At 67.2% G+C, this 22892-nt stretch carries 22 protein-coding genes; 13 read left to right on the top strand and 9 right to left on the bottom strand.

Annotated elements, in window-relative coordinates; translation table 11 throughout:
- The first annotated feature begins 3 nt into the window (after positions 1-3).
- The 3 genes from E4M01_RS07110 to E4M01_RS07120 all read left to right on the top strand — a co-directional run bounded on the left by E4M01_RS07110 (position 4) and on the right by E4M01_RS07120 (position 4828).
- The gene (locus E4M01_RS07110) at positions 4-3162 is read left to right on the top strand and encodes a discoidin domain-containing protein (protein WP_135061491.1); all 3159 of its coding nucleotides are present in this window, start codon (positions 4-6) and stop codon (positions 3160-3162) included.
- Between the two features lie 84 nt (positions 3163-3246).
- Positions 3247-3552: an SCP2 sterol-binding domain-containing protein gene (locus E4M01_RS07115; protein ID WP_135061489.1), complete on the top strand. Its 306-nt coding sequence runs from the start codon at positions 3247-3249 to the stop codon at positions 3550-3552.
- A 73-nt stretch (positions 3553-3625) separates the two neighbouring features.
- Positions 3626-4828 (top strand): acyl-CoA dehydrogenase family protein, encoded by a 1203-nt coding sequence (locus E4M01_RS07120; protein WP_135061487.1) that lies wholly within the window; start codon positions 3626-3628, stop codon positions 4826-4828.
- A 45-nt stretch (positions 4829-4873) separates the two neighbouring features.
- Here E4M01_RS07120 and E4M01_RS07125 read toward each other — a convergent pair whose 3' ends face one another.
- A complete protein-coding gene (locus tag E4M01_RS07125; protein ID WP_135061485.1) occupies positions 4874-5587 on the bottom strand; it encodes a hypothetical protein in 714 nt (237 codons plus the stop codon).
- Positions 5588-5701: 114 nt separating this feature from the next.
- Between E4M01_RS07125 and E4M01_RS14295 the strand changes: the two genes are divergently transcribed.
- Positions 5702-5860, top strand: a complete 159-nt coding sequence (locus tag E4M01_RS14295; protein WP_167765225.1) for a hypothetical protein — start codon at positions 5702-5704, stop codon at positions 5858-5860.
- Here E4M01_RS14295 and E4M01_RS07130 read toward each other — a convergent pair.
- Positions 5857-6402, bottom strand: a complete 546-nt coding sequence (locus tag E4M01_RS07130) for a sigma-70 family RNA polymerase sigma factor (RefSeq protein ID WP_135061483.1) — start codon at positions 6400-6402, stop codon at positions 5857-5859. The two genes, E4M01_RS14295 and E4M01_RS07130, sit on opposite strands and share 4 nt — an antisense overlap.
- Positions 6403-6690: 288 nt before the next feature.
- On the opposite strand from E4M01_RS07130, the gene egtB reads away from it, so the two are divergent.
- A complete protein-coding gene (gene egtB / locus E4M01_RS14505) occupies positions 6691-7824 on the top strand; it encodes an ergothioneine biosynthesis protein EgtB (RefSeq protein ID WP_167765318.1) in 1134 nt (377 codons plus the stop codon).
- Entirely contained in the window at positions 7815-8786 is a 972-nt protein-coding gene (egtD, locus tag E4M01_RS14510; protein ID WP_167765223.1) for an L-histidine N(alpha)-methyltransferase, read from the top strand. The genes egtB and egtD overlap by 10 nt, the downstream gene beginning before the upstream one ends.
- Positions 8787-8843: 57 nt before the next feature.
- Here the strand turns inward: egtD and E4M01_RS07140 are convergent, their stop codons facing one another.
- Positions 8844-9074 carry a general stress protein gene (locus E4M01_RS07140; RefSeq protein ID WP_135061481.1) on the bottom strand — a complete coding sequence of 77 codons (231 nt, stop codon included), beginning with the start codon at positions 9072-9074 and terminating at the stop codon, positions 8844-8846.
- A gap of 447 nt (positions 9075-9521) precedes the next feature.
- Here E4M01_RS07140 and E4M01_RS07150 point away from each other — a divergent pair, with 447 nt between their 5' ends.
- Complete coding sequence (locus E4M01_RS07150; RefSeq protein ID WP_135061477.1) at positions 9522-9797, top strand: hypothetical protein; 276 nt, start codon at positions 9522-9524, stop codon at positions 9795-9797.
- Between the two features lie 11 nt (positions 9798-9808).
- On the opposite strand, the gene E4M01_RS07155 is transcribed toward E4M01_RS07150, so the two are convergent.
- Positions 9809-10504 carry an MBL fold metallo-hydrolase gene (locus tag E4M01_RS07155; RefSeq protein WP_135061475.1) on the bottom strand — a complete coding sequence of 232 codons (696 nt, stop codon included), beginning with the start codon at positions 10502-10504 and terminating at the stop codon, positions 9809-9811.
- 193 nt (positions 10505-10697) lie between these two features.
- Here E4M01_RS07155 and tig point away from each other — a divergent pair, with 193 nt between their 5' ends.
- A complete protein-coding gene (tig, locus tag E4M01_RS07160) occupies positions 10698-12041 on the top strand; it encodes a trigger factor (protein WP_135061473.1) in 1344 nt (447 codons plus the stop codon).
- A gap of 81 nt (positions 12042-12122) precedes the next feature.
- Here tig and E4M01_RS07165 read toward each other — a convergent pair whose 3' ends face one another.
- From E4M01_RS07165 to E4M01_RS07175, 3 genes are read right to left on the bottom strand one after another with little or no spacing between them, the layout of a single operon-like run.
- Positions 12123-12911 carry a thioredoxin domain-containing protein gene (locus tag E4M01_RS07165; RefSeq protein ID WP_135061471.1) on the bottom strand — a complete coding sequence of 263 codons (789 nt, stop codon included), beginning with the start codon at positions 12909-12911 and terminating at the stop codon, positions 12123-12125.
- Between the two features lie 19 nt (positions 12912-12930).
- Positions 12931-14364: a M48 family metalloprotease gene (locus E4M01_RS07170; protein ID WP_245158136.1), complete on the bottom strand. Its 1434-nt coding sequence runs from the start codon at positions 14362-14364 to the stop codon at positions 12931-12933.
- A gap of 48 nt (positions 14365-14412) precedes the next feature.
- Complete coding sequence (locus E4M01_RS07175) at positions 14413-17070, bottom strand: ribonuclease E/G (RefSeq protein WP_135061469.1); 2658 nt, start codon at positions 17068-17070, stop codon at positions 14413-14415.
- A gap of 464 nt (positions 17071-17534) precedes the next feature.
- On the opposite strand from E4M01_RS07175, the gene E4M01_RS07180 reads away from it, so the two are divergent.
- The gene (locus tag E4M01_RS07180) at positions 17535-18770 is read left to right on the top strand and encodes an N-acetylmuramoyl-L-alanine amidase (RefSeq protein WP_135061467.1); all 1236 of its coding nucleotides are present in this window, start codon (positions 17535-17537) and stop codon (positions 18768-18770) included.
- 30 nt (positions 18771-18800) lie between these two features.
- Here E4M01_RS07180 and E4M01_RS07185 read toward each other — a convergent pair whose 3' ends face one another.
- Positions 18801-19232, bottom strand: a complete 432-nt coding sequence (locus E4M01_RS07185) for a VOC family protein (RefSeq protein ID WP_135061465.1) — start codon at positions 19230-19232, stop codon at positions 18801-18803.
- Between the two features lie 67 nt (positions 19233-19299).
- On the opposite strand from E4M01_RS07185, the gene E4M01_RS07190 reads away from it, so the two are divergent.
- The 4 genes from E4M01_RS07190 (at position 19300) to E4M01_RS07205 (ending at position 22430) form a co-directional block, all read left to right on the top strand.
- Positions 19300-20616, top strand: a complete 1317-nt coding sequence (locus E4M01_RS07190; protein WP_135061463.1) for a replication-associated recombination protein A — start codon at positions 19300-19302, stop codon at positions 20614-20616.
- Positions 20617-20684: 68 nt separating this feature from the next.
- Complete coding sequence (locus E4M01_RS07195) at positions 20685-21137, top strand: hypothetical protein (RefSeq protein ID WP_135061458.1); 453 nt, start codon at positions 20685-20687, stop codon at positions 21135-21137.
- Positions 21138-21146: 9 nt separating this feature from the next.
- Positions 21147-21893, top strand: a complete 747-nt coding sequence (locus E4M01_RS07200) for an RluA family pseudouridine synthase (RefSeq protein ID WP_135061456.1) — start codon at positions 21147-21149, stop codon at positions 21891-21893.
- 33 nt (positions 21894-21926) lie between these two features.
- Positions 21927-22430, top strand: a complete 504-nt coding sequence (locus E4M01_RS07205) for a hypothetical protein (protein WP_135061454.1) — start codon at positions 21927-21929, stop codon at positions 22428-22430.
- A gap of 2 nt (positions 22431-22432) precedes the next feature.
- Here E4M01_RS07205 and E4M01_RS07210 read toward each other — a convergent pair whose 3' ends face one another.
- The gene (locus E4M01_RS07210) at positions 22433-22873 is read right to left on the bottom strand and encodes a DUF2214 family protein (protein ID WP_135061452.1); all 441 of its coding nucleotides are present in this window, start codon (positions 22871-22873) and stop codon (positions 22433-22435) included.
- Positions 22874-22892 lie beyond the last annotated feature (19 nt).

Below are 22892 nucleotides of genomic sequence, written 5' to 3' on the forward strand. Positions count from 1 at the left end.
CCTATGCGTACCCTGTTGTTGACCACCTCGGCCTTCGTCGTCATGTCCGCGCCGGCCTTTGCGCAGGAAACGCGGGTGCTGGACAACTTCGACCGCCTGTCGGGATGGGAGGCGGACGCATCGACCGACGTGACGTCGCGAGTGTCGTCGGTCCCGGGACGGTCGGGTGGTCAGGCGCTGCGCCTGGACTATGACTTCAACGGCCGGGCGGGCTACGCCTTCGCCGCCAAGCCGCTGACCTTCGACCTGCCCGACAACTACGAGATCAGCTTCTGGGTGCGCGGCGCCGGGCCGACCAACACCTTCGAGGTCAAGTTCACCGACGCCGAGAACGAGAATGTCTGGTGGCGGCAGATGACCCGGTATGACTTCCCCGGCGACTGGTCCCTGTTCACCATCAAGCGCCGCCAGATCGACAAGGCCTGGGGGCCGAGCCCCGAACGCGTCCTGACGCGCGCCGAGCGCATGGAGTTCGTGGTGGTCGCCGCCGAGGGCGGGGCTGGCTTCGTCGAGATCGACGAGCTGACCCTGCGCGAACTGCCGCCCGAGCCCGCCGTGCCGCCGCGCCCCGTGGTCAGCGCCAGCTCGGCCCAGGGCTCCAGCGTGGCGGCCCTGGCCGTCGACGGCGATCCGCAGACCGGCTGGCGGTCAGGGCCGGGGGCGCAGAGCTTGACGCTGGATCTGGGCTACGAGCGCGAGTTCGGCGGCGTGACCTTGCGCTGGGCCGACAAGCTGCACGCCTCGGCCTATACGCTGATGGCGTCCGACGACGGGCGCGACTGGGCGCCGCTGCGCCGCGTCACCGAGGGAGACGGCGGGACCGACTGGATCATGACCACCGAGGCCTCGGCCCGCTGGCTGCGGCTGGACCTGCAGTCCGGTCCCGGCGAGGGCTATGCGCTGAACGAGATCGAGGTCGAGCCCCTGAGCTATGGCGAAGACCTGACCAGCTTCGTCACCGCCGTTGCCGACGAGGCGGTGCGCGGCTTTTATCCGCGCGGCTTCCATGGCGAACAGCCCTACTGGACCCTGGTCGGCGTCGACGGCGGCGGCGAGAGCGGCCTGCTGGGCGAGGACGGTGCGGTTGAACTGCGCCGCGGCGGACCGACCATCGAGCCCTTCGTCATGCAGAACGGACGGCTGATCACCTGGGCCGACGTGTCGATCGACCAGACCCTGCGCGACGACTATCTACCCATTCCGACCGTTACCTGGACGCACCAGGACTGGACGCTGGACGTCACCAGCTTCGCCGAAGGACGGCCCGACGAGGCGGGCCTGTGGACCCGCTATGTCCTGACCAACACCTCCAACCGGCCCGAAACTCTGACGCTGGCGCTGATGGCGCGGCCGCTGCAGGTCAATGGGCCGAGACAGTTCCTGGCCGTGCCGGGCGGGGCCAGCCCGATCCAGCAACTGGATTGGAACGGCGCCAGCCTGGTGCTGAATGATGCGGTGCGGGTGCATCCGCTGGTCCAGCCGGACCGGATCGCGGCCTCCACCTTCGACGCCGGCTCGGACCCGCGCCAGCTGCTGGCCTCGGATCGTCGCCATTCGCCGGATGAGCGGGTGGTGGTGTCGGACGACACAGATCTGGTGTCCGGCGCCATGCTGTATGAAGTGACGCTGCAGCCGGGCGAAAGCCGGACCTTCGGCTTCAAGTCGCCGCTATCGGGGGCGTTGCCGGCACCGGATGTCGTCGGCTCTGTCGAGGCTGTGCTGGACACCGCGGAAGGCCGCGTCGCCGCCGAATGGCAAGAGAAGCTGCAACGCTTCGACATGACCCTGCCGCCTCAGGCGCAGCGGATCGAACATGTCCTGCGCTCGTCGCTGGCGCACATGCTGATGTCGCGTCAGGGGCCGATCCTTCAGCCCGGCACGCGCAGCTATAACCGCTCCTGGATCCGCGACGGGGCGATGATGGCCGAGGGGCTGAACCGCCTGGGCCTGCCCGAACTGTCGGCGGACTATCTGCGCTGGTTCGCGCCCTATGTGTTCGAGAACGGCAAGGTGCCGTGCTGCGTCGATGCGCGCGGCGCCGATCCGGTGCCCGAGAACGACAGCCACGGCGAGTTCATCTTCCTGGCCGCCGAGGTGCATCGCTACACTGGCGACGAGGCTCTGCTACGCTCGGTCTGGCCTCAGGTCGAGGGCGCGATCCGCTACATGGACGAGCTGCGCGCCGAGACGAAGACGGCTGAATATCAGACGCCGCAGACGCGGCACATGTACGGTCTGCTGCCGGCCACGATCAGCCACGAGGGCTATGCCGACAAGCCGGCGTATTCCTACTGGGACGATTTCTGGGGTCTGCTCGGCTACAAGGACGCAGTCTACATCGCCGAGTCCCTGGGCGAGATGGACGCGGCGCGCCGGTTCGAGGCCGCGCGCGACGAGTTCCAGCGTGACATCATGGCCTCGATCGAGGCGACGGCCGCCTTCCACGGCATCGACTACATCGCCGGCGCGGCCGACCGGGGCGATTTCGACGCGACCTCGACCACCATCGGCCTGTCGCCGGCCGGGGCCCTGGCGGACCTGCCGCAGCCGCTGCTGAACAACACGTTCGACAAATACTGGAAGAATTTCGAGGACCGCCGCGCCAACCGGATCGGCTGGAACGAATACACGCCCTACGAGCTGCGCGTGGTCGGCGCCTTTGTGCGTCTTGGCCAGCGCGAGCGGGCGATCGAGGCGCTGGACTACTTCTTCGCGGACATGCGGCCGGCCGCCTGGAACGGCTGGGCCGAGGTGGTGCATCGCGACGAGCGCCGTCCGCTGTTCATCGGCGACATGCCCCACGCCTGGATCAGCTCGGACTACATCCGCTCGGCCCTGGATCTGTTCGCCTATGAGCGGGACAGCGATCAGGCCCTGGTCCTGGCCGCCGGCGTCCCGACCGCCTGGCTGGAGACCGAGGAGGGCATAGGCGTGCGCGGCCTGCGCACCGCCCACGGGCCGTTGAGCTACGCCTTCAAGCGCGAGGGCGGGGCCTATGTGCTGACGCTGGAGCCCACCGTGGCGCCGCCCGGCGGCTTCGTCGTGCGGTGGCCCGAGGGCGAAACGCCGCCGGCGCGCGCGACCATCGACGGCCGAGGCGCCGCCTTCGTGGACGGCGAACTGGCCATACCGGTCGGCGCGCGGCGCGTCGAAATGCGCTGACGGCTTCCCTTGCGTGACCTTGGCGCCGCGCGTGGGAGGGGTTAGGCCAGACGCCAAGGCAAACCAATCCTAGGGAGACGCACCATGGCCGACCTGGCCCAAGCCACCGACAAGATCCGCGCCGCCGTCGGCGACAACTCCGGTCTCGGCAAGACGGTGAAGCTCGACTTCGGCGATGACGGCAAGATCTACATCGACGGCTCCTCGGTTCCGAACACGGTGACCAACGAGGACAAGCCGGCCGACGCCACGGTTTCGATGAAGTGGGATGACTTCATCGCCCTGTCGCAGGGCCAGCTGGACCCGATGATGGCCTTCATGCAGGGCAAGTTGAAGATCGCCGGCGACATGATGATCGCCCAGAAGCTGGCCCCGCTGCTGAAGGGCTGATCAGCGCGAACCGCTGACTTTTTCACGGCGCGGCTCCGGACGGGGCCGCGCCGTTTGCTTATCGGAGACGACAATGGATTTTGCGCCGAGCGAACGCGGCCTGGAGTGGCGCGAGCGGGTCAAGCGGTTCCTGGACGACAAGGTCCTGCCGCGACAGGCGGACTACTGGGCCGAGGTGCACGCCGATCCCAAGCGTCAGCCGCCCACGATGGAAGCGCTGAAGGCCGAGGCCAAGGCCGCGGGCCTGTGGAACATGTTCCTGCCGGGCGAGCACGGCGCGGGCCTGACGAACCTGGAGTACGCCCCGCTGGCCGAGCTGATGGGCCGCCAGCTGTGGTCGGCCGAGGTGTTCAACTGCAACGCGCCTGACACCGGCAATATGGAAGTCCTGCATATGTACGGCGACGCCGCTCAGCAGGACCGCTGGCTCAAGCCGCTGATGGCGGGGGAAATCCGCTCGGCCTTTCTGATGACCGAACCCGAGGTCGCCTCGTCGGACGCCACCAACATCCAGACCCGGATTGAGCGCGACGGCGACCACTATGTGATCAACGGTCGCAAGTGGTGGTCGACCAACATGGGCCACCCGAACGTCGCGGTGGCCATCGTTATGGGCAAGACGGACTTCGAGGCGGCGTCGCACCAGCAGCAGAGCCAGATCATCGTTCCCGTCGACACGCCCGGCTTCCGCGTCGAGCGGATGCTGTCGGTGTTCGGCTATGACGAGCTGCCGATCGGGCATGCCGAGGTGGTGCTGGAGAACGTCCGCGTGCCGGTGGAGAACCTGATCGCGGGCGAGGGCAGGGGCTTCGAGATCGCCCAGGGCCGCCTGGGGCCGGGCCGCATCCATCACTGCATGCGCGTGATCGGCGCGGCCGAGCGGGCGCTGGAGCTGATGGTCGAGCGGCTGATGAGCCGCACCGCCTTCAAGAAGGCCATCGGCGAGCATTCGGTATGGGAGCAGCGCGTCGCCGAGGCGCGGACCAACATCGAGATGTGCCGTTTGCTGGTGCTCAAGGCCGCCTGGATGATGGACGAGGTCGGGGTCAAGAACGCGCGCTCCGAGATCGCCCAGATCAAGGTCGCGGCGCCCCGCATGGCGTTGAAGATCATCGACGACGCCATCCAGGCGTTCGGCGGCGCCGGCGTCTCGGGCGATACGCCCCTGGCCGAGCTCTACGCCAACGTCCGCACCCTGCGCATCGCGGATGGACCAGACGAGGTTCACAACCGCACAATCGCACGGCTGGAATACGCCAAGCACGGCGCCCGCTGAATGCAATAGGGCCCCTTGCGGGGCCCCTACGTTCATTTCGCTCTGTCAGGACTTGGTCTTGACCACGGGCGAGTGAGCCTCGCCATCGGTGATGTCGCCCACCTTGCTGTTGTCGGCGGGGGTGGCGTCCCTGCCGGCCCGTGCCTGGCGCCAGCTGTCGAAGTCCGACGAGAACTTCTGGCGACGCTCGTCGCGCCAGGCGTTGTAGTCCCGATCCAGATTGTTCATCTGTTGCTCGCGCCAGTGCAGGTAGTCGGGCTCGAAATCGTGATGGCGAGGATCGCCCCTAGAGGCGAGGCGGTCCGGGTCACGATCCTCCCAGATTTGCGTGCCTGGCGCATATCCGTGGTCGGGATAGGGGCCTGCCCGATGAGTTTCCGAGTTGCGGCCCTGCCCCATGCGATCGGATCGGCTGTGGTCGGCCCATCCCCGCAGGTCGTCCCGTGTGTCATAGGCTGCGGGCCCGACGCGGTCTTGATCCCGGTCCGACGACCTTCTCCCACTGCGGTCGGCGTAGTCGGCTTGCCCGCCTTGTCCGTAACGCCCGCCTTCGTTCCGGCCATGCCCATGAAGACGGCCGCGATAGCCCTCATCGCGTTCATAGCCGCTATGGGAGGACCACGGGCGGTCATCGCGGTCGTTGCGCCAGGATCGCCCTTCTTCCTGGCGCCAGTCCTCCGCCCTCAGCCGATCGCGATCGTCGTCATGATCCCGGCGTCCGAAGTCGTCCTGAGGTCGGTTGCGAAAGGGGTTCTGCATGGTCCTGATCCTCCGTGTTGGGTCATTCGACAACAGCAGGCCGCTGGCGAATGTTCCTCGCAGACCCCGCGTGTTCCGCTTGAGGTTGGATCCCGCATCCGGCACAAGAGATGTATGGCCAAGCTTGAACCGCGTTCCCCGTCACCGGACGACTGCGTCGATATTGATGCGCGTTTCGCCGCTGCGTTTGCGCAGATCGAGAAAGAGCCGACGCCTGAAGCGCTGACAGCCTTCGCCGAAGCGATATCTACGCCAGAAGATGGCGAGGCCTAGAGCGGATCAGACGTCCCACGTTCCATGTGCAGGCGCTCGGCGAGACGATTGCGCGCTCGATTCACACGGCTCTTGATCGTCCCCAGCGCGCAGCCCGCGATTTCCGCCGCCTCTTCGTAGGAGAGACCGGCTGCGCCTACGAGCACGATGGCTTCGCGATGTTCAGGAGGGAGATCGTCGAGAGCCTGCCGGAGCGCCGTCAGTTCCACGGCCCATTCCTGCGACCCCTCGGTCGCCACGCCAGCGGCGTGACGGCCCTCCTCGTCGGCCACTTCACGACTTCGCTTGGCGGCGGCTGAGTACCAGGTGTTGCGCAAGATGGTGAACAGCCAGGCGCGTAGATTGGTCCCCGCCTGAAACTTGTCCCGATACGTCCAGGCCTTGGTCAAGGTTTCCTGAACGAGGTCGTCTGCGTCCGCAGGGTTGCGGGCCAGCGACCAGGCGAATGCGCGCAGCGCTGGAATCCGGGCGATGACCGCTTCACGCCAGTCGGCCGCTTCGACAATACCCCCGCGCCAAGGCCGTGGCGCGCTGTCCTGCATGGCGTCCCGGTCGTCAGTCCGGCCATCGATTTGTGGCATGAGAGGCGCCTGAAAGGGATGCCGGCGACCAGGAGCGAGCGCCGTTGGTGCCGAAACGTCAGGTCATTGAGACCGTTCCGCAAAAGTCTTCGCCTTATCTGCGGAACGCATGCGATAAAGTCGCGTTGGCGGACAGATGACGGGGCGCTGCATCCAACGAATGGCCGGGGACTTGTCGTGAACGCTCCCTTCCCCTCGGATTCAGGGGTCCGAGCGCGGCTCGACCGATATCGCGCCGTGCGTTCCGGCATGCCGGCCTTGGCGAGAGGCTTGTCGAGCGAGGACCTCGCGGCTCAATCCATGCCGGACGCCAGCCCCGGGAAATGGCACCTGGCGCACACAAGCTGGTTCTTTGAGGCCATGATCCTGGCCAGAGATCCCGACTACAGGCCTGTCGACCCTCGCTTCCAGCAGATGTTCAACTCCTATTACGAGGCCTTGGGCGAGCGGGTGGAGCGCCCCCAGCGCGGCCTGATGACACGGCCTTCCCTGGACGAGGTCATGGCCTATCGGCGTGAAATAGACCGGCGGATGATTTCTCGGCTGGCGGCGCCTCTGGAAGAAGCGGAAACCTATCTGTTTGAGCTCGGCCTGCATCATGATCAGCAGCATCAGGAGCTGTTCCTGATGGACCTTCTTCATCTGATGTCGCGCTCTCCGCTCGATCCGGCGGCCTATGAGACTGAGCCCGTCGGCAGGGCTCACGCCCGCCCGATGGGTGGTCGGGAACGGTTCGACGCCGGACTGATCGAGATCGGCGTCGGCTGCGACACCTTCGCCTTCGATAACGAACGGCCGCATCACAAGGTCTGGCTGGAGCCTTTTGAATTGGCTCGGGATCTCGTCACCAATCGCGAGTGGTGCGAATTCATTGAAGATGGCGGATATCGCAGGCCCGACCTGTGGCTTTCCGACGGCTGGGCCCTGTGCCAGTCGGAGCAGTGGCGGGCCCCTCTCTACTGGCGGCGGGAAAAGACGCCCGGCTGGAGCGCTCAATCGCTGACAGGTCGGCGGCCGGTCCATCCGGAGACGGCGGTGCGCCATGTCTCTCACTATGAGGCGGACGCCTTCGCGCGCTGGCGTGGCGCACGTCTGCCTACCGAAGCCGAGTGGGAGCACGCCGCATCAGCCCGCACCAAAGCCTTCACGGGGCTCTTCGACGAAGTCTGGCAGTGGACGGCGAGTCCCTACGTGGCCTACCCCGGCTTTCGCCCGACCCAAGGGGTCGCCAGCGAATACAATGGCAAGTTCATGTCAGGTCAGATGGTTCTGCGAGGCGGCTCGTTCGCGACCCCGGCCGGCCATGAACGGGTGACCTATCGCAATTTCTTTCAGCCGCATCAGCGATGGGCTTTCACCGGAGTCAGACTGGCATGGGATTGAACGCGGCGCAGGCGCCGGCTCTTGGGGGCGTTCCGGACGCGGAAGTCGATCGATTCAGACAAGACCTGATCCAGGGCCTGGGACGCGCGCAGAAGGCGTTGCCGCCCAAGTGGTTCTACGACGCCGAAGGTTCGAAGCTGTTCGAAGAGATCACGCGGCTGCCTGAGTATTACCCCACGCGCCAGGAGGCGGCGCTGCTCCGGGCGCTGGCGTCCGATTTCGCGGAGCGGATAGGTCTCAAGGCCGTCATCGTCGAGTTCGGATCGGGCGCCAGCGAAAAGACCCGCATATTGTTGGACGCGCTGGATCACCCTGCGGCCTATGTGCCGCTGGACATCAGCCCGGACGCGCTACATCAGGCGGCGGAGCGCATAAGGTCGCGCTATCCGGACCTAGAGGTCGTGCCCATTGTCGGCGACTTCGAGCGCCTGCCCGCCTTGCCCGACGGCTTGGAGGGCGAGCGCCGCCTCGGCTTCTTCCCAGGCTCGACAATCGGCAATCTGGAGACCGAAGACGCCATCAAACTTCTGCGAGCGGCGCGGCGCATGCTTGGAGATGAAGCGCTTTTTCTGCTCGGCGTCGATCTGGTCAAGGACGAGGAAACGCTCGTGACGGCCTACGATGACGCCGCCGGCGTGACTGCCGCGTTCAATCTCAACGTTCTGAGGCGCGCCAATCGCGAGTTGGGCGCCGACTTTGACATCGCCGCCTTCGCCCATCAGGCCGTTTGGAACCCGCAGGCTGAATCCGTGGAGATGCACCTCAAGGCCATTCGCCCCACGAGCGTCCAGATCGCCGGCCAGCCCTTCACCTTTGCTGAAGGCGAGACGATCCACACGGAAAGCTCTCGCAAATTCACGCCAGAGAGTCTTAGAGCGCTCGCGGTGGCGGCCGGCTGGACCCTCGAGCGGCTGGACCATGGCCCGGCGCCGTCGGTGGCCTTGGCGCTGCTGCGGGCCTGAACAAGCGAAAAGCGCGGCGACCGAAGTCGCCGCGCTCTGATCGAAGGCTGGACGATGTCAGCCTGCCGGTGGAACCGGCGGGTTCGGGCCGTTGCGCGCGCCATGAGAGGCTTCGCCGCCTTTCCGGCCCGCCTGCGCCGCCAGATTTCGGTCCTGCGAGAAGCTGCGTTTTTCGCTCGGGACGCTGGCGCCGCCCTTGCGAGCGATCTCCCTCTGGCGCGCCGGATCCATGGAGGCGAACCCCCGCTTGGATACGCCCGATGCTCGAGTAGGTTGACCTTCAGCCATGGGCTGGCTCCTTTCCTGGCTTGGCGTTTTTCTTGGGGTCTGAACCCGGGGACACGGCCTAGGTTCCTGCATCTCCGCGTTTTCATTGCGACCCGCAGGGGGCCGCTTGCAGGCTATCCCAAGGCGCGGAACGGCTCAGGTCGTCAGAGGGGTGTTCGGCGGAAATTCGGGCGGTGCGCCGCCTGGATCGATGTCAGGCCCTTCCGGCGAGGGAGGGTGGACATCCGGCCGCCCAGGCTCTGACGGCGGCATCTCCTGAGGCGCGGGCGAGGGCGGATTTTCCGGCTCATTCGGCTGCGGTGGGTAGATTTCCGGTTCAGGCGGAGTGGGATCGACGTGGGTCATTGGGCCTCCTTCCCGAGACCAACGCCGCGGGAACCGGACCGTTCACCGGAACCGGCGAGCGGACTGATCCATTTCCCGAAGATCATTCTGCAGGAGGCCTCGATGTCCGACCCCTATGCTGCTTCGCCCGAGATCGCCGACGACGAAGATGACCGCCCCAGCGCGGCATTGGAGCGTGAAGGCGACGCCATCCTGAACGGCGAGGATCACCACGTCGCCTCGCTGCGGCGCGCGGTGAGGGATGATCTCGACGAGGGCCGGCAGTGGTTCGTCGCACGCAGCGCTCGAGCACGGGCGGCCGTGCAGGACGAGCCCGTTCGCGCCACCCTCTACGCGCTGGGCCTGGGCGTGATCCTCGGCCTAATCCTGTCCCGCTGAGGGCTTCCGGCTTAGGACGGGCCTGAGGCCGGGCGCGAAATCGGCGCGCCGGCCAGCGCCTGATCCGACACGAAGGGATTGGTCCGCCGTTCAGCGCCGAACGTCGAGATCGGTCCATGGCCCGGCACGAACGTCACGTCATCGCCCAGCGGCCACAGATGGGTGACGATGGCGTTCAGCAGGGCGGCGTGGTCGCTTCTGGGAAAGTCGGTCCGGCCGATCGAGCCCTGAAACAGCACATCGCCGACTTGGGCGAAGCGCGCCGCGCGGTTGAAGAAGACCACATGGCCCGGCGTATGGCCCGGGCAATGCAGCACCTCCCATTCGGTCTCGCCCAGCGTCAGCGTATCGCCATGCGCCAGCCAGCGCGTCGGCGTAAACGGGCGGGCGTCCGGCAGGCCATAGGTGCGGCCGGCCTCCTCGATATTGTCGATCCAGAACTGATCCTCGGGATGCGGGCCGATGATGGCGCGCCCGGTCTTCTCCTGCATCTCGGCGGCGCCCCCGGCATGGTCGAGATGCCCGTGCGTGATCCAGATGGCGTCCAGCGTCAGGCCTCTGCGCGCCACCTCGCCCAGGATGGCGTCGACCGACGCGCCCGGGTCGATGACCGCGGCCTTGTTGGTGGCTGTGCACCACACCACGGTGCAGTTCTGCTGAAGCGGGGTGACCGGGGTGACGAAGACGCCGATGGGGGACTGGCTCATGCCAATGAGATAGCGGCTTCGATGGCGGGGCGAAACCGCCCGTGCGACGGCCGCTTGCGTTGACCTTTGGCGCCTTCATCGACATAAGGGCGGGCTTCGAGGCGCCGCTCGCGAGAGCGGCCCTTCTTGCTTTATCCCAACCGCGTGCGCCGGCGTATCGCCGCCCCGCCCCAGAGCGTTAGAAGCCCCGACCATGCAAGTCGTCGAAAAGTCGAACGAAGGCCTGAGCCGCGTGATCGCGGTCACCATTCCCGTCACCGAGCTGAACGAGAAGCTGGAGGCCCGGATCAAGGAAGTCGCCCCCCAGATGAAGCTGAAGGGCTTCCGTCCGGGCAAGGTGCCGGCCGCCCACGTCAAGAAGACCTTCGGCCGCGACTTCATGGGCGAGATCGTCAACGCCGCCCTGAACGAATCCAGCCAGAAGGCCCTGGACGACGCCAAGCTGCGCCCGGCCGCCCCGGCCGAGATGAAGCTGACCTCCGACATGGACAAGGTCGTCGCCGGCCAGGAAGACCTGGCCTACGAAATGTCGCTGGAAGTCATGCCCGACTTCACGCCGGTCGATCCGGCTTCGCTGAAGCTGAAGCGCCCGACCTATGAGGCGTCGGACGCCGATCTGGACGAGGCGCTCAAGGAACTGGCCGGTCAGGCCAAGACCTACGAGGACAAGAAGGGCAAGACGGTCAAGGCCGCCGACGGCGACCAGCTGACCATCGACTTCGTCGGCAAGCTGGACGGCGAGAAGTTCGACGGTGGTTCGGCCGAGGACGCCGAGCTGGTGATCGGCTCGGGCCGCTTCATTCCCGGCTTCGAAGAGCAGCTGAAGGGCGCCAAGGTCGGCGAGGAAAAGACCATCGAGGTCACCTTCCCCGAGGACTATCAGGCCAAGCACCTGGCCGGTAAGGCCGCGACCTTCGACGTCACCGTCAAGGCTATCAAGGCCGAGGCCGAGGCCAAGATCGATGACGAGTTCGCCACACGTCTGGGCCTGGAATCGCTGGACAAGCTCAAGGAGCTCCTGCGCGCCAACCTGAACCAGCAGTACGTCGGCGCCGCCCGCTTCAAGCTGAAGCGCGCCCTGCTGGACCAGCTGGACGAGAAGCACTCTTTCGACCTGCCGCCCAAGATGGTCGACGCCGAGTTCGAAGGCATCTGGGCCCAGGTCCAGGCCGACAAGGAAGCCGGCAATCTGCCGGAAGAGGACGCCAAGAAGTCCGAGAAGAAGCTCAAGGAAGAGTACCGCAAGATCGCCGAGCGCCGCGTGCGCCTGGGCCTGGTGCTCGCCGAGATCGGCCGCGCCAACAATGTCCAGGTCACGGATCAGGAGCTGAACAACGCCCTGATGGCCGAGGCCCGCAACTATCCGGGCCAGGAGCGTCAGGTGCTGGACTTCTATCGCCAGAACCCCAACGCCGCCGCCCAGATGCGCGCCCCAATCTATGAAGAAAAGGTCTGCGATCTGATCTTCGAAAAGGCCGATGTCACCGACGAGGCGATCTCGAAGGAAGACCTGCTGAAGGACGAAGACGAAGGCTGATCGGCCGCGTCATCGCGACAGAATGAAGGGGCGGTGGAGAGATCCACCGCCCCTTTTGTCATTGCCCGATGAAGGGGAGCGTTACTTGGCCGCCTCGATCGCTGCGTTCAGAGCGCGTGGATCGATGCTGGGCTGGGCCTGGCCATTGACGAAGAAGGTGGGAGTGCCGTGCAGCTGCAGCGCTGCCGCTGTCGTGTGGATGTCGGCGATATGGCGTGTGACGTCGTCAGAGGTGATGGCGGCCTGAGCAGCGGCCAGGGCCACGCCGTTTTCGCTCAGAATGCGATCCACCGCCGCGCGATCCAGCGCCGGCTCGGCCATCAGGCCTTCATAGATCGCCAGATACTGGCCCTGCTGATGCGCGGCGAGCGCGGCGCGGGCGGCGTAGGTGGAGCCGTCGTCGTCGGGCCGGTCCAGGATCGGCCAGTCCTTGAACACGAAGCGTACCTCGGGATGCGCCGCCATCAGGGCGCGGAACTCCGGCGCCACCGCCTTGCAGCCGGGGCAGCGGAAGTCGAAGAACTGGATGACCGTCACCTCGGCGTCGGCTGGCCCGAAGGTTGGGTCTCGGGGATCGATCGCCAGCAGGTCCGGATTGGCGGCGGCCGCCTGATTGATCGTGTCGACCACGGCGCCCTCCTGGGCGGCTTGGCGGGCGGCCAGCACCTCGTCCAGAACCTGCGGATTGGCCAGCAGATAGGCCCGCACCTTGCCGCCGAAATCGCCGCCCGTCGCATAGGGGAGGACCGCCGCGGCCAGGGCGACGACGGACAGGGCCAGGGCGGCGCCGGCCATGCGGACGGGCGTCAGCGGGGAGGGGCGGGGGGCGGGCGCGCGCTCGGGCGTCTCGGTCGGCGTGGGATCGGTCATGCGTTCTCGGTTAGGCGATTCAGCCGGCCGGCGCCACGACGGCGGGACGATTGCGCTGCTGGCGGCGGTCCAGCGCCTCGACGTCGTCCATGGTGGCGCCCGACGCCAGCACGATGTCCATGGCGCGCCGCCATTCCATGCTGTTTCGGTCCAGCATGTCGCGAGCCCGCAGGGCGAACTGGGTGGCCTGTTGCGTGCGTCCCAGCGCGAACCAGTATTCGGCCGAGGCGAGGCGCGCTTCGCCTTCCTTGCCCTGGCTCGCGTAGGCCTGGCTGATCAGGCGCCAGGCCATGGTGTTGTCCTTTTCCAGAGCGAGCGCGCGCTTCAACTGATCGACGGCCTCATCGAGCCGGGAGGAGTCGTTCGTCTCGATCAAGGCGTGGGCCAGGTTGATGCGCAGCAGGGGGGCGTCGGGCTTCAACTGCACCGATCGCGCGTGCGATTCCAACGAATCCGCCGGTCGGCCCTCCTCGAACAGGATCTGGCCGCGCAGCTCCCAAAGGTAGGGATTCTCGGGCTGCTCGGCGAGCAGCACATCGACCGCGTCCAGGGCGGGATCGGTCTGACCATTCTTGAACAGCGCGATGGCGCGGGCGTACCGGGCGGGGTAGGCGGTCGCCGACGCCGGATAGTCGCGCAGCGTTTGGTTCGGCGAGTCCATGAAGGCGTGGATCTTGGCGAGCACGATGGCGTGCTGGGCCATGGCCTCGTCGCTGTCGCGCTGACCGTAGTTGGGGGCCTGTTCCACGGGGCGGCGCAGCGCCTCGATCCGCTGGCCTGACAAGGGGTGGCTTCGGAAATAAGGATACCGTCGGGCGTCGGAAAAGACCTCCTGAGAGCGGAAGTTCTCGAAGAAATCGACGAGGCCCTTGCCCGAGATGCCGGCCCGATCAAGCGCGCGCGCCGCCGTGATGTCGGCTTCGCCTTCCTGGCTCTGCATATAGCGCAGAGCGCTGAGCGTGCCGAAATACTGGCTGGACGCCATGAGCGCCGCGCCCGCGTCCGGCGCGCCAGCCACGGCGGCCAGAGCCCCCAGGGCCATCGTCATCAGGAACGGCTGCATGCCTGCGCTTTGCGCGCCGTCTCGCAGCGTGTGGCGGTTTTTGATGTGACCAGCCTCGTGCGCGATCACGCCCAGAAGTTGGTTCGGGTTGCGGGTTCGGGTGATCAGGCCGGTGTTCAGCCCCATGATGCGCCCGCGTGTGGCGAAGGCGTTCAGGTCCGGATCGCTGATCAGCAGAATCTGGACCTCATCGGGCTCCAGACCCATGGCCACGAAGACCGGGTCGGACCAGCCACGTATGATCTCTTCGATTTCGGTGTCGCGGATGGCGCCCTGCGCCGCAGCTGGGGCGGCGGTCATGAGCACGCTTGCGGCCGCAACGGCCGCACCAGCCATTCGAGCCAGTCTGGAAAGGCCCAGTTTGCGCAGGGGACGGGGAAGCCGGCTCATGATCTGCTCCGTTCGCTCCCCCGTCTTGTCCAGACTAATCGTGTCCGATCAGCGGCGCCACCATCCGCGTTTCGGCTTGGCCGGTGGAGCGGTGATCTGGTTCGGATCGTCGGCGATTATCGAAGACAGGTCCGCTTCGGGCTGCGGCGCGGGCTTGGCTTCGACGATGACCACGGCCTCGGCCGCCGCCTCGGGTTCGCCTTCCAGCACCGCTTCGATGGCCTCCTCGACCTTGGCGGCCAGGTTGGGCGCCACGTCCAACTCGGCCGGCTGAGGCGTTTCGTCCGCCGCGTCGATGTCCGAGACGGTCGCGGTCTCGACCGCCACCTTGCGGCGCACGCGGCGACGCTTGGGCTCGGCCGGGATGGCGACGGGGGCGGCGTCCTCGGTCTGTTCGGGCTGAGCCTCGCCGTCCAGGACCGTGGCGATCGGCGCATCGACGTCGCCCTCGATCGGCATGCCTTCGCCGGTGGCGCGGCCTTCGACCTTGGCTTCGTGGCTCAGGCCGCCTTCGCCCGAGCGATCCCGGCCGCGGCCGCGGCCGCGCCGGCGACGCCGACGACCGCTTTCACGGTCCTCACTGTCGTTCTCGACCTCGATCCGGACTTCGCGGCCCTCGTCGTCGGCGCCCTCGGCGCCGTCGGCGGCGGCGTCGGCCTGGGGCCGGTCGCCGTGCGGGTTCAGCGGATCGAACCAGACATAGGGGTCGTCAAGCGACGGCGTGCGGCCACGCACCCAGAAGAAGGCGTCGCGTTCGCCGTCCTCGCGAACCCGGCGACCGCCGCGACGTCCGCGACGACGCCGGCGTCCGGCCTCGTCCTCAGTCTCGTCAGATGCCTCGAGAGCGGGGCCGGTGTCCTCGGCCTCGTCGCGCGGCCCGCCGCGACGGCGGCGTCGACGGCCGCGGCCGCGACCTTCCTGACGCTCGCGCGCCTCGTCATCGTCGGTGTCTTCGCGGGCCAGGTCGGCCTCGTCGGCGTCGTCTTCGTCGTCGCCGATGGCCTCTTCCTCGTCGTCCTCGTCCTCATCTTCCCAGGCCGAGTCGTCGAAGTCGTCCTCGAGGTCGGCCGGCGTCAGACCGGTCACCTCGGGCACGAAGTCCTCATTGGTCTCGATACGATCCAGCGAGTGCTCGCCCTGACCCAGGCTATCGTCGATCAGGACGACGACGTTCAGGCCGCGCTGCTGCAGCAGGCGCTGCAGATAGTCGCGCTTGTGGTTCAGAATATAGAGGCCGACGGCCGTGCAAACACGCAGATTGACGACGCCCGCCCCGTTCTTGCCGGCTTCGATGTCGACGGCGCGCAGGGTCATCAGGGCGGCGCTTTCCGCCGAACGGATGCGGCCGGCGCCCTGGCAGTGCGGGCAGACTTCGGTGGCGCCCTCGATCACGCCCAGGCGGCGGCGCTGACGGCTGATCTCCATCAAGCCGAAGGGCGAGATGCGACCCATCTGGATGCGGGCGCGATCCTTGGCCAGGGCGTCCTTCAGCGCTTTCTCGACGGCGCGGTTGTTCTTGCCCTCGTCCATGTCGATGAAGTCGATGACGATCAGGCCGGCCAGGTCGCGCAGGCGCAGCTGACGGGCGGCCTCGACGGCCGCTTCCATGTTGGTCTTGGTCGCTGTCGCCTCGACATTGCGCTCCTTGGTGGCGCGGCCCGAGTTGACGTCGATGGCCACCAGGGCCTCGGTTTGGTTGATGACCAGATAGCCGCCCGACTTCAGCGGCACGACCGGCTGGTGGATCTGGGTAAGCAACTCTTCGATGCCGTTCGCCGCGAACAGCGGGCGAGACCCCTGGTACAGGTGTATCTTGCGCGCCTGGGACGGCATCAGCACGCGCATGAAGTCGCGCGCTTCCTTGAAGCCTTCGACGCCTTCGACCTGAATGCCGTCGAAGTCCTTGTCGTACATGTCGCGGACGGCGCGGCGGACCAGGTTCTCTTCTTCGTAGATCAGCGACGGCGCATTGGAGCGCAGGGTCGTCTCGCGGATTGTCTCCCAGAGGCGCAGCAGATATTCGTAGTCGCGCTTGATTTCGGCCTTGGTGCGCTTGGCGCCGGCGGTGCGAATGATCAGGCCCATGCCTTGGGGCACGTTCAGGGCTGCCGCGGCGGCCTTCAGGCGCTTGCGGTCGGTGGCCTGGGTGATCTTGCGCGAGATGCCGCCGCCCTTGCCGGTGTTGGGCATCAGCACGCAATAGCGGCCGGCCAGCGACAGCCAGGTGGTCAGGGCCGCGCCCTTGCCGCCGCGCTCGTCCTTGACGACCTGCACCAGCAGGATTTGGCGGCGTTTGATGACGTCCTGGATCTTGTAACGGCGCATCAGGCGCCGCTTCAGCCGCTCTTCGTCGGCCAGCTTGGCTTCGGGGTCGGCCTCGTCGTCGGTCGATTCGCGGCCCAGATCGTCTTCGTCTTCGTCGTCGTGCGCCTCGGCCATGATGGCTTCGCGGTCGGCGACCGGGATTTGGTAATAGTCGGGGTGGATCTCGTTGAAGGCCAGGAAGCCGTGGCGGTTGCCGCCATATTCGACGAAGGCGGCCTGAAGGCTGGGCTCTACGCGGGTGACCTTGGCGAGATAGATGTTGCCGCGCAGCTGGCGCTTGGTCTTCGACTCGAAGTCGAATTCCTCAACCTGGCGTCCGTCCACGATGGCGACGCGGGTTTCTTCCGCGTGCGCCGCATCGATCAGCATTGTCTTTGACATAAAGGGTCTCTCTGAGGCGCGCACAGGGCCGGCCCGAGAGCGTGATCGCTCCGGGTCTGGCGGCTCGCCGAATAAGGATGGGGGCCAAAGCGCGCGTCATTCCGTCGCCGGAGGCGATTTCGGCGAAGGCTCGCCGGTCGGAAGCGCAGGCGTATAGGCCCATGGGTCGGTTCGGTCCTGGATGCGGCCGCACCCCGTCTGCAGGGGCCTTCGCGCCGATCCGCTCGTCGGACCGGGGGCGAGCCCGTCGGTCCTCTGATGGGTGAAAGTCACGCCGCGAGGAGGGCGCGTCCAAGCCGGCAAGCGGCAGACGCGATCGTTCGCGAACGGACGCAAACATAGTCACGCCTTCGCCATAAGGAAAGCGGCCTGAGTGAAAGGGCGTATTTCGGCGCGCCTTAACCCCTCGCTGACCATCCTGAGGCACAATGCGGGCTAAGAAAGTATGGTGGGTCGCCGTCAGAATGAACGGTCAGTGTTTCAACCTGTCCCGATGGGGGCTGCGCGAGTGGGCGATGACGGCCGTGGCCGCAGCCGTGTTCTGCGTGGTGCTGCTGGCGGCTGGGCGCGGACTGGCTTTCGGGGCGGCGGGCGAGGTCTTGGGGGTCCGTTTCGGCGGCGACGCCGAGCGCACCCGGGTCGTCATCGACCTGGAGAAGACCACGCGCGGCCAGGTGGTCGCCAACGGCTCGCAGGGGCGCGTGGACGTGTCACTGGCGTCGATCGGCGTCGGGCGCGGCCTGGCGGGTTCGGGATCGGGTCTTGTTCAGTCCTGGCGTGTGGACGGGCAGGGCGGCGGCGCCCGCGTCCAGCTCGAACTGGCGCGCAATGCGGAAATCGAGCGCCGCTTCCTGCTGCCGCCGGCCGATGGCGTGGCGCACTACCGGTATGTCATCGACTTGAAGTCGACGGGCGGCGCAACGGCCTCTACGCCAGGCGGCGCACGACCCACGGCCCCGCGCCCTGAACAGCGGCGCGCCGAAAAGCCCTTGATCGTCATCGACGCCGGCCATGGCGGCAATGATCCCGGCGCGGCCGGTCTCCACACTCAGGAAAAGGTCGTCACCCTGGCCGCGGCTCAGCAGCTCAAGGCCGAGTTGGAGCGGACGGGGCGCTACCGCGTGCGCATGACGCGCGAAGGCGACCGCTATGTCGCCTTGAACCGCCGCGTGGAGATCGCCCGCGCTCTGGACGCCGACCTGTTCATCTCGCTGCACGCCGACGCCGGATCCGACGCCGTGCTGCGCGGCGCCAGCGTCTACACCCTGTCTGAACAGGGGGCGGGTAGGGCCGTGCGCGAATACACGCGCGGCGACAACTGGCATCAGAACCTGCGGCTGCCGGGGCGCGACCCGTCAGTAGACCGCATCCTTCTGGACATGACCCAGCGCGCCACACAGAACCGCTCGGCCCAGTACGCCCGCGTATTGCTCACCCATCTGGAGGCGGCGGACCACCCCATGCTGCGCCGCAGCCATCGCGACGCGGGCCTGGCGGTCCTTCTGGCCCCTGACGTGCCGGCCGTCCTTCTGGAGATGGGCTTCATCACCAACCCGGAGGATGAGCGCCTGCTGACCGACACCCGTGCGCGGGGCCGCCTGATGCGCACCGTAGCCGAGAGCATCGACCGCTACTTCCGCGAACCCGCGGCGCCGGTCCAAATTGCCGCGGGGGGCGGCGCTGGCGCTGGCCGTCCGTAATGGAACGAGCCTGACTCCAGCGGCCGTCGCTCAGGTCTCGGGGGCTTCGGCGAGCGGACCGCCTATGGACCAGACGTGGCCAAAGGGGTCGCGCAGCTGACCATATCGGTCGCCCCAGAACTGGTCCTCCATCGGCAAGATCGGTTCCGCCCCGTTGGCCAGGGCCCGCGCCCACCACTCGTCAGGATCGGCGACCTGAAGATGCAGGGTCACGCCCTTGGGCTTGATGTCGGCCTCGCCGTGATACTCGGGGAATTCGTCGTTCAGCATGACGCTGGCGCCGTTGATGCGCAGATGACAGTGCATCAGCCGCTCGCCGTCCTCGGCAAGATGGCGCGTTAGCTCGGTCGCGGCGAAGGCGCGCTGGTAGAACTCGCTGGCCGCCTGGCCCCCGCGTGAGGGGATGGTCAGGTGCGGGGTGACGCCGCCGGTCGGGCCCTGTGGGTTATGGTCGTCGGACATGATTTCCTCCGTGCATGCGATGCTAACGCGTGAAAAGCCGTCGGCGACTGCCTATCTCTGACAGTTCATGAGCGATCTTTTCGAAGCCTCCGGCATCCATCCCCCTGACGCGCCCCTGGCCGACCGGCTGCGCCCCCGCACGCTGGACGAGGTGGTGGGCCAGGATCATCTGCTGGGCGAGGGCGGGCCCATCCGGCGCATGATCGAGGCGGGCCGGCTGGGCTCGATGATCCTGTGGGGACCGCCAGGCACCGGCAAGACCACCATTGCGCGCCTTCTGGCTCAGGCCGCGGGCTATCAGTACCAGCAGATCAGCGCCGTCTTTTCGGGTGTGGCCGACCTGAAGAAGGCGTTCGAGCAGGCGCGGGTGCGGCGCGCAGCGGGGCAGAGCACCCTGCTGTTCGTCGACGAGATCCACCGGTTCAACCGCGCCCAGCAGGATGGCTTCCTGCCCTTCGTGGAAGAGGGGGTGGTCACCCTGGTCGGGGCCACGACCGAGAACCCCAGTTTCGAGCTGAACGGCGCCCTGCTGTCGCGTTCGCAGGTCTATGTGCTGAAGCGGCTGGACGACGCGGCGCTCGATCAGCTCCTGGCGCGCGCCGAGGCGCATGAGGGCCGGCCGCTTCCGCTGACGCCCGAGGCGCGTCAGGCCATGGCGGCGCTGGCCGACGGCGACGGCCGCTATCTGCTGACCATGTCCGAGGTCCTGTTCGACCTGCCGCAGACTGAGCCGATGGATGTGCAGGCCCTGGCTGGCGTGCTTCAGCGCCGAGCCCCCGCCTACGACAAGAGCCGGGAAGAGCACTACAACCTCATCAGCGCGCTGCATAAGTCCGTGCGCGGCTCGGACCCCGACGCGGCGCTGTACTGGCTGGCTCGGATGCTGAACGGCGGCGAGGATCCGCTGTATCTGGCGCGGCGCATCGTGCGCATGGCGGTCGAGGACATCGGCGAGGCCGACCCACTGTCGATCCTGGTCGCCAATGCGGCCAAGGACACCTACGACTTCCTGGGCAGTCCCGAGGGCGAGCTGGCGCTTGCTCAGGCTGTGGTGCACCTGGCCACCGCGCCGAAGTCCGTGGGCGTCTACGAAGCCTTCAAGGCCGCCAAGCGGGCCGCCCACGAAACCGGCAGCCTGATGCCCCCAGCCCATATCCGCAACGCTCCGACCAAACTGATGAAGTCGCTGGGCTACGGAAAGGGCTATCAGTACGACCCCGACACGCCAGAGGGCTTCTCGGGCGCCAACTTCTTCCCCGACGAGATGGAGCGGCGCGTCTTCTACAAGCCCAAGGGCGAGGGCCACGAAGAGAAGATCAGGGCGCGCCTCGACCGCTGGGCCGAAATGCGGGTCCGGATGCAGGGCGAGAATGGGGACAACTGAACGCCGTTCATTGTTAACCGCCTCGACTTGGGTTTAGCGTCGCGACTTGAACTCCTGGGGAGGGGGCGATGATCGAACTGATGCGCAATCCACGCACGCCGTGGCACCTGTGGCTGGTGGGCGTGCTGTCGCTGCTGTGGAATGGTTTCGGGGCCTGGGATTTCATCCAGACCATTACCCGAGGCGAGGCCTATATGCGGGCCATGGGTTTCGGCGACGACATGATCGCCTATTACAACGCCATGCCGACCTGGATGTACGGGCCCTGGGTTCTGGGCGTCTGGGGCGCGGTGATCGGCTCGGTTCTGCTTTTGGCGCGGAGGCGCTGGGCGGTCGTGGCGTTCGCCCTGTCCTTCCTTGGTGCGCTGATCAGCCTGATCTACGGCAAGCTGATCAATCCGCCGCCGGCCCCCACGCCGGAGATGGCGGCCATGGCCTGGATGCCCTACGTCATCCTGCTGATCGCGGCCTTCCTGCTCTGGTACGCCTGGGCCATGGCGAAGCGGGGCGTGCTGCGCTAACCCCGGCGGGTGACCCGCGCGCCCGTTGAGTTGAGCCCCGAAGACATCGCCGCCGTCCGCTCGTGGGTGATCCACGAGGACGCGCATCTGATCGCCTTCTCCAAGCCGTCGGGCCTGTCCAGCCAGGGCGGGCGGATCAAGGCGCATACGCTGGACGACCTGCTGTGGGCCTTCATGCGCTCGAACGGCAAGCGGCCTGAGCTGGTGCATCGGCTGGATCGCGACACCTCGGGCGTCATTCTGGCGGCCAAGACCAAGCCCGCGGCCGGCGCGCTGGGCAAGGCGATCCAGATGCGCAAGGTGTCCAAGACCTATCTGGCGCTGGTGTCCGAGGCGCCCCAGCCGCGTGACGGACGCATCACCGCGCCACTGCGCCGCGAAGAAATCGGGCGCGAGAGCTATATGCGCGTCGTCGCCTTCGACGCGCCGGGCGCGCAAGGCGCCGAGAGCGGATATCGCACCCTGACGGTCAGCGAGGACGGCGCCCTGGTCGAACTATCGCCGGTCACGGGACGGATGCATCAGCTGCGGGTGCATATGGCGTCGATCGGGCGACCGCTGGTGGGAGACGTTCGGTATGGCGGCGCGCTGACGTTCGGCGGACGCGCGGCGTCGCGGCTGATGCTGCATGCGGCCTCCCTCAGCTTTCCGCATCCCGACACCGGCGAGCGCACGACCGTCTCGGCGGCGCCGCCCGAGGATTTCCAAGCGGCGATGCGGGCGGCGGGGCTGGCCGGGAACGAACCGGGGGCATGAAGCGCTAATCCGGTGACAACCGGAGACAACGCCATGAAGCGCCTCGCCATTCTGCCGATCCTCGCCGCCTCGACGCTGGCTCTGTCCGCCTGCGCCAGCCTGGCGCCATATGGACCGCAAACGTCGGCGGGCGGGCAAGGCTTCACCGAGCAGCGGATCGAGTCCAACCGCTTTCGCGTGAACTACTATGGCGTCGGCGCGCCGGGTCCCGTGGCCGATCTGGCCCTGCTCAGGGCGGCCGAGCTGACGACCCAGCAGGGCTACGACTGGTTCGAGGTGACCCAGCGCTGGATCGACGGCCGTCCCGACAGCGCCGGCGGCGTGCGTCCCTCGGTCGGCGTCGGCTACAGCTCTGGCCGCTATGGCGGCTATTCCGCCTCGGGCGTGGGCGTGGGCCTGGGACTGAACTTCAGCGGTCCGTCGCCAACGTCGACCACGCTGGAAGTCGTCATGGGCCGTGGACAGCGTCCGGACCGTCCCAACGCCTATGATGCGCGCGGCGTCCAGGATTCGGTGGGGACCCGTCGCGGCCGCTGATCTCAGAAGGGCCAGCGCGCCATGGCCGCGGCGAAGCTCACCAGCGGGACGAACATCAGGGCCATGATGCCGAGGCGATTTCGCGTGGTCGTGATCTCGACGGCAGCTGGCTGGAAATCGGGCCTGTCGCGCGCCGACTTCGCCCATCGCAAGAAGCTGAGCGTCGGGCCGATCGACAGCAGGCCGATCAGCATGAAGGTCGCCAGCTTGGCCCAGAAGAAGGGGTTGGCTTCGTAAAAGGCCCAGCCCTTCCCGCCCCAGACGACGCGCGCAACGCCGACGCCCAAGACAAGTGCGGATGTCATACCGACGCCGGCGTCGATGCGCGCCAGCCGGCGAGCGTCGATGACGGGCGCGGCCACCAGGGCGCGTTCCAGCACCACCATGCCGAACAGGCCGAACACAAGGACATGATGCAAGATGGCGAGCAGCAGGTCGGGCATGGCGGCTTCGCTTTCGGTG

Source organism: Brevundimonas sp. MF30-B (assembly GCF_004683885.1).
In the GTDB taxonomy this organism is placed as follows: domain Bacteria; phylum Pseudomonadota; class Alphaproteobacteria; order Caulobacterales; family Caulobacteraceae; genus Brevundimonas.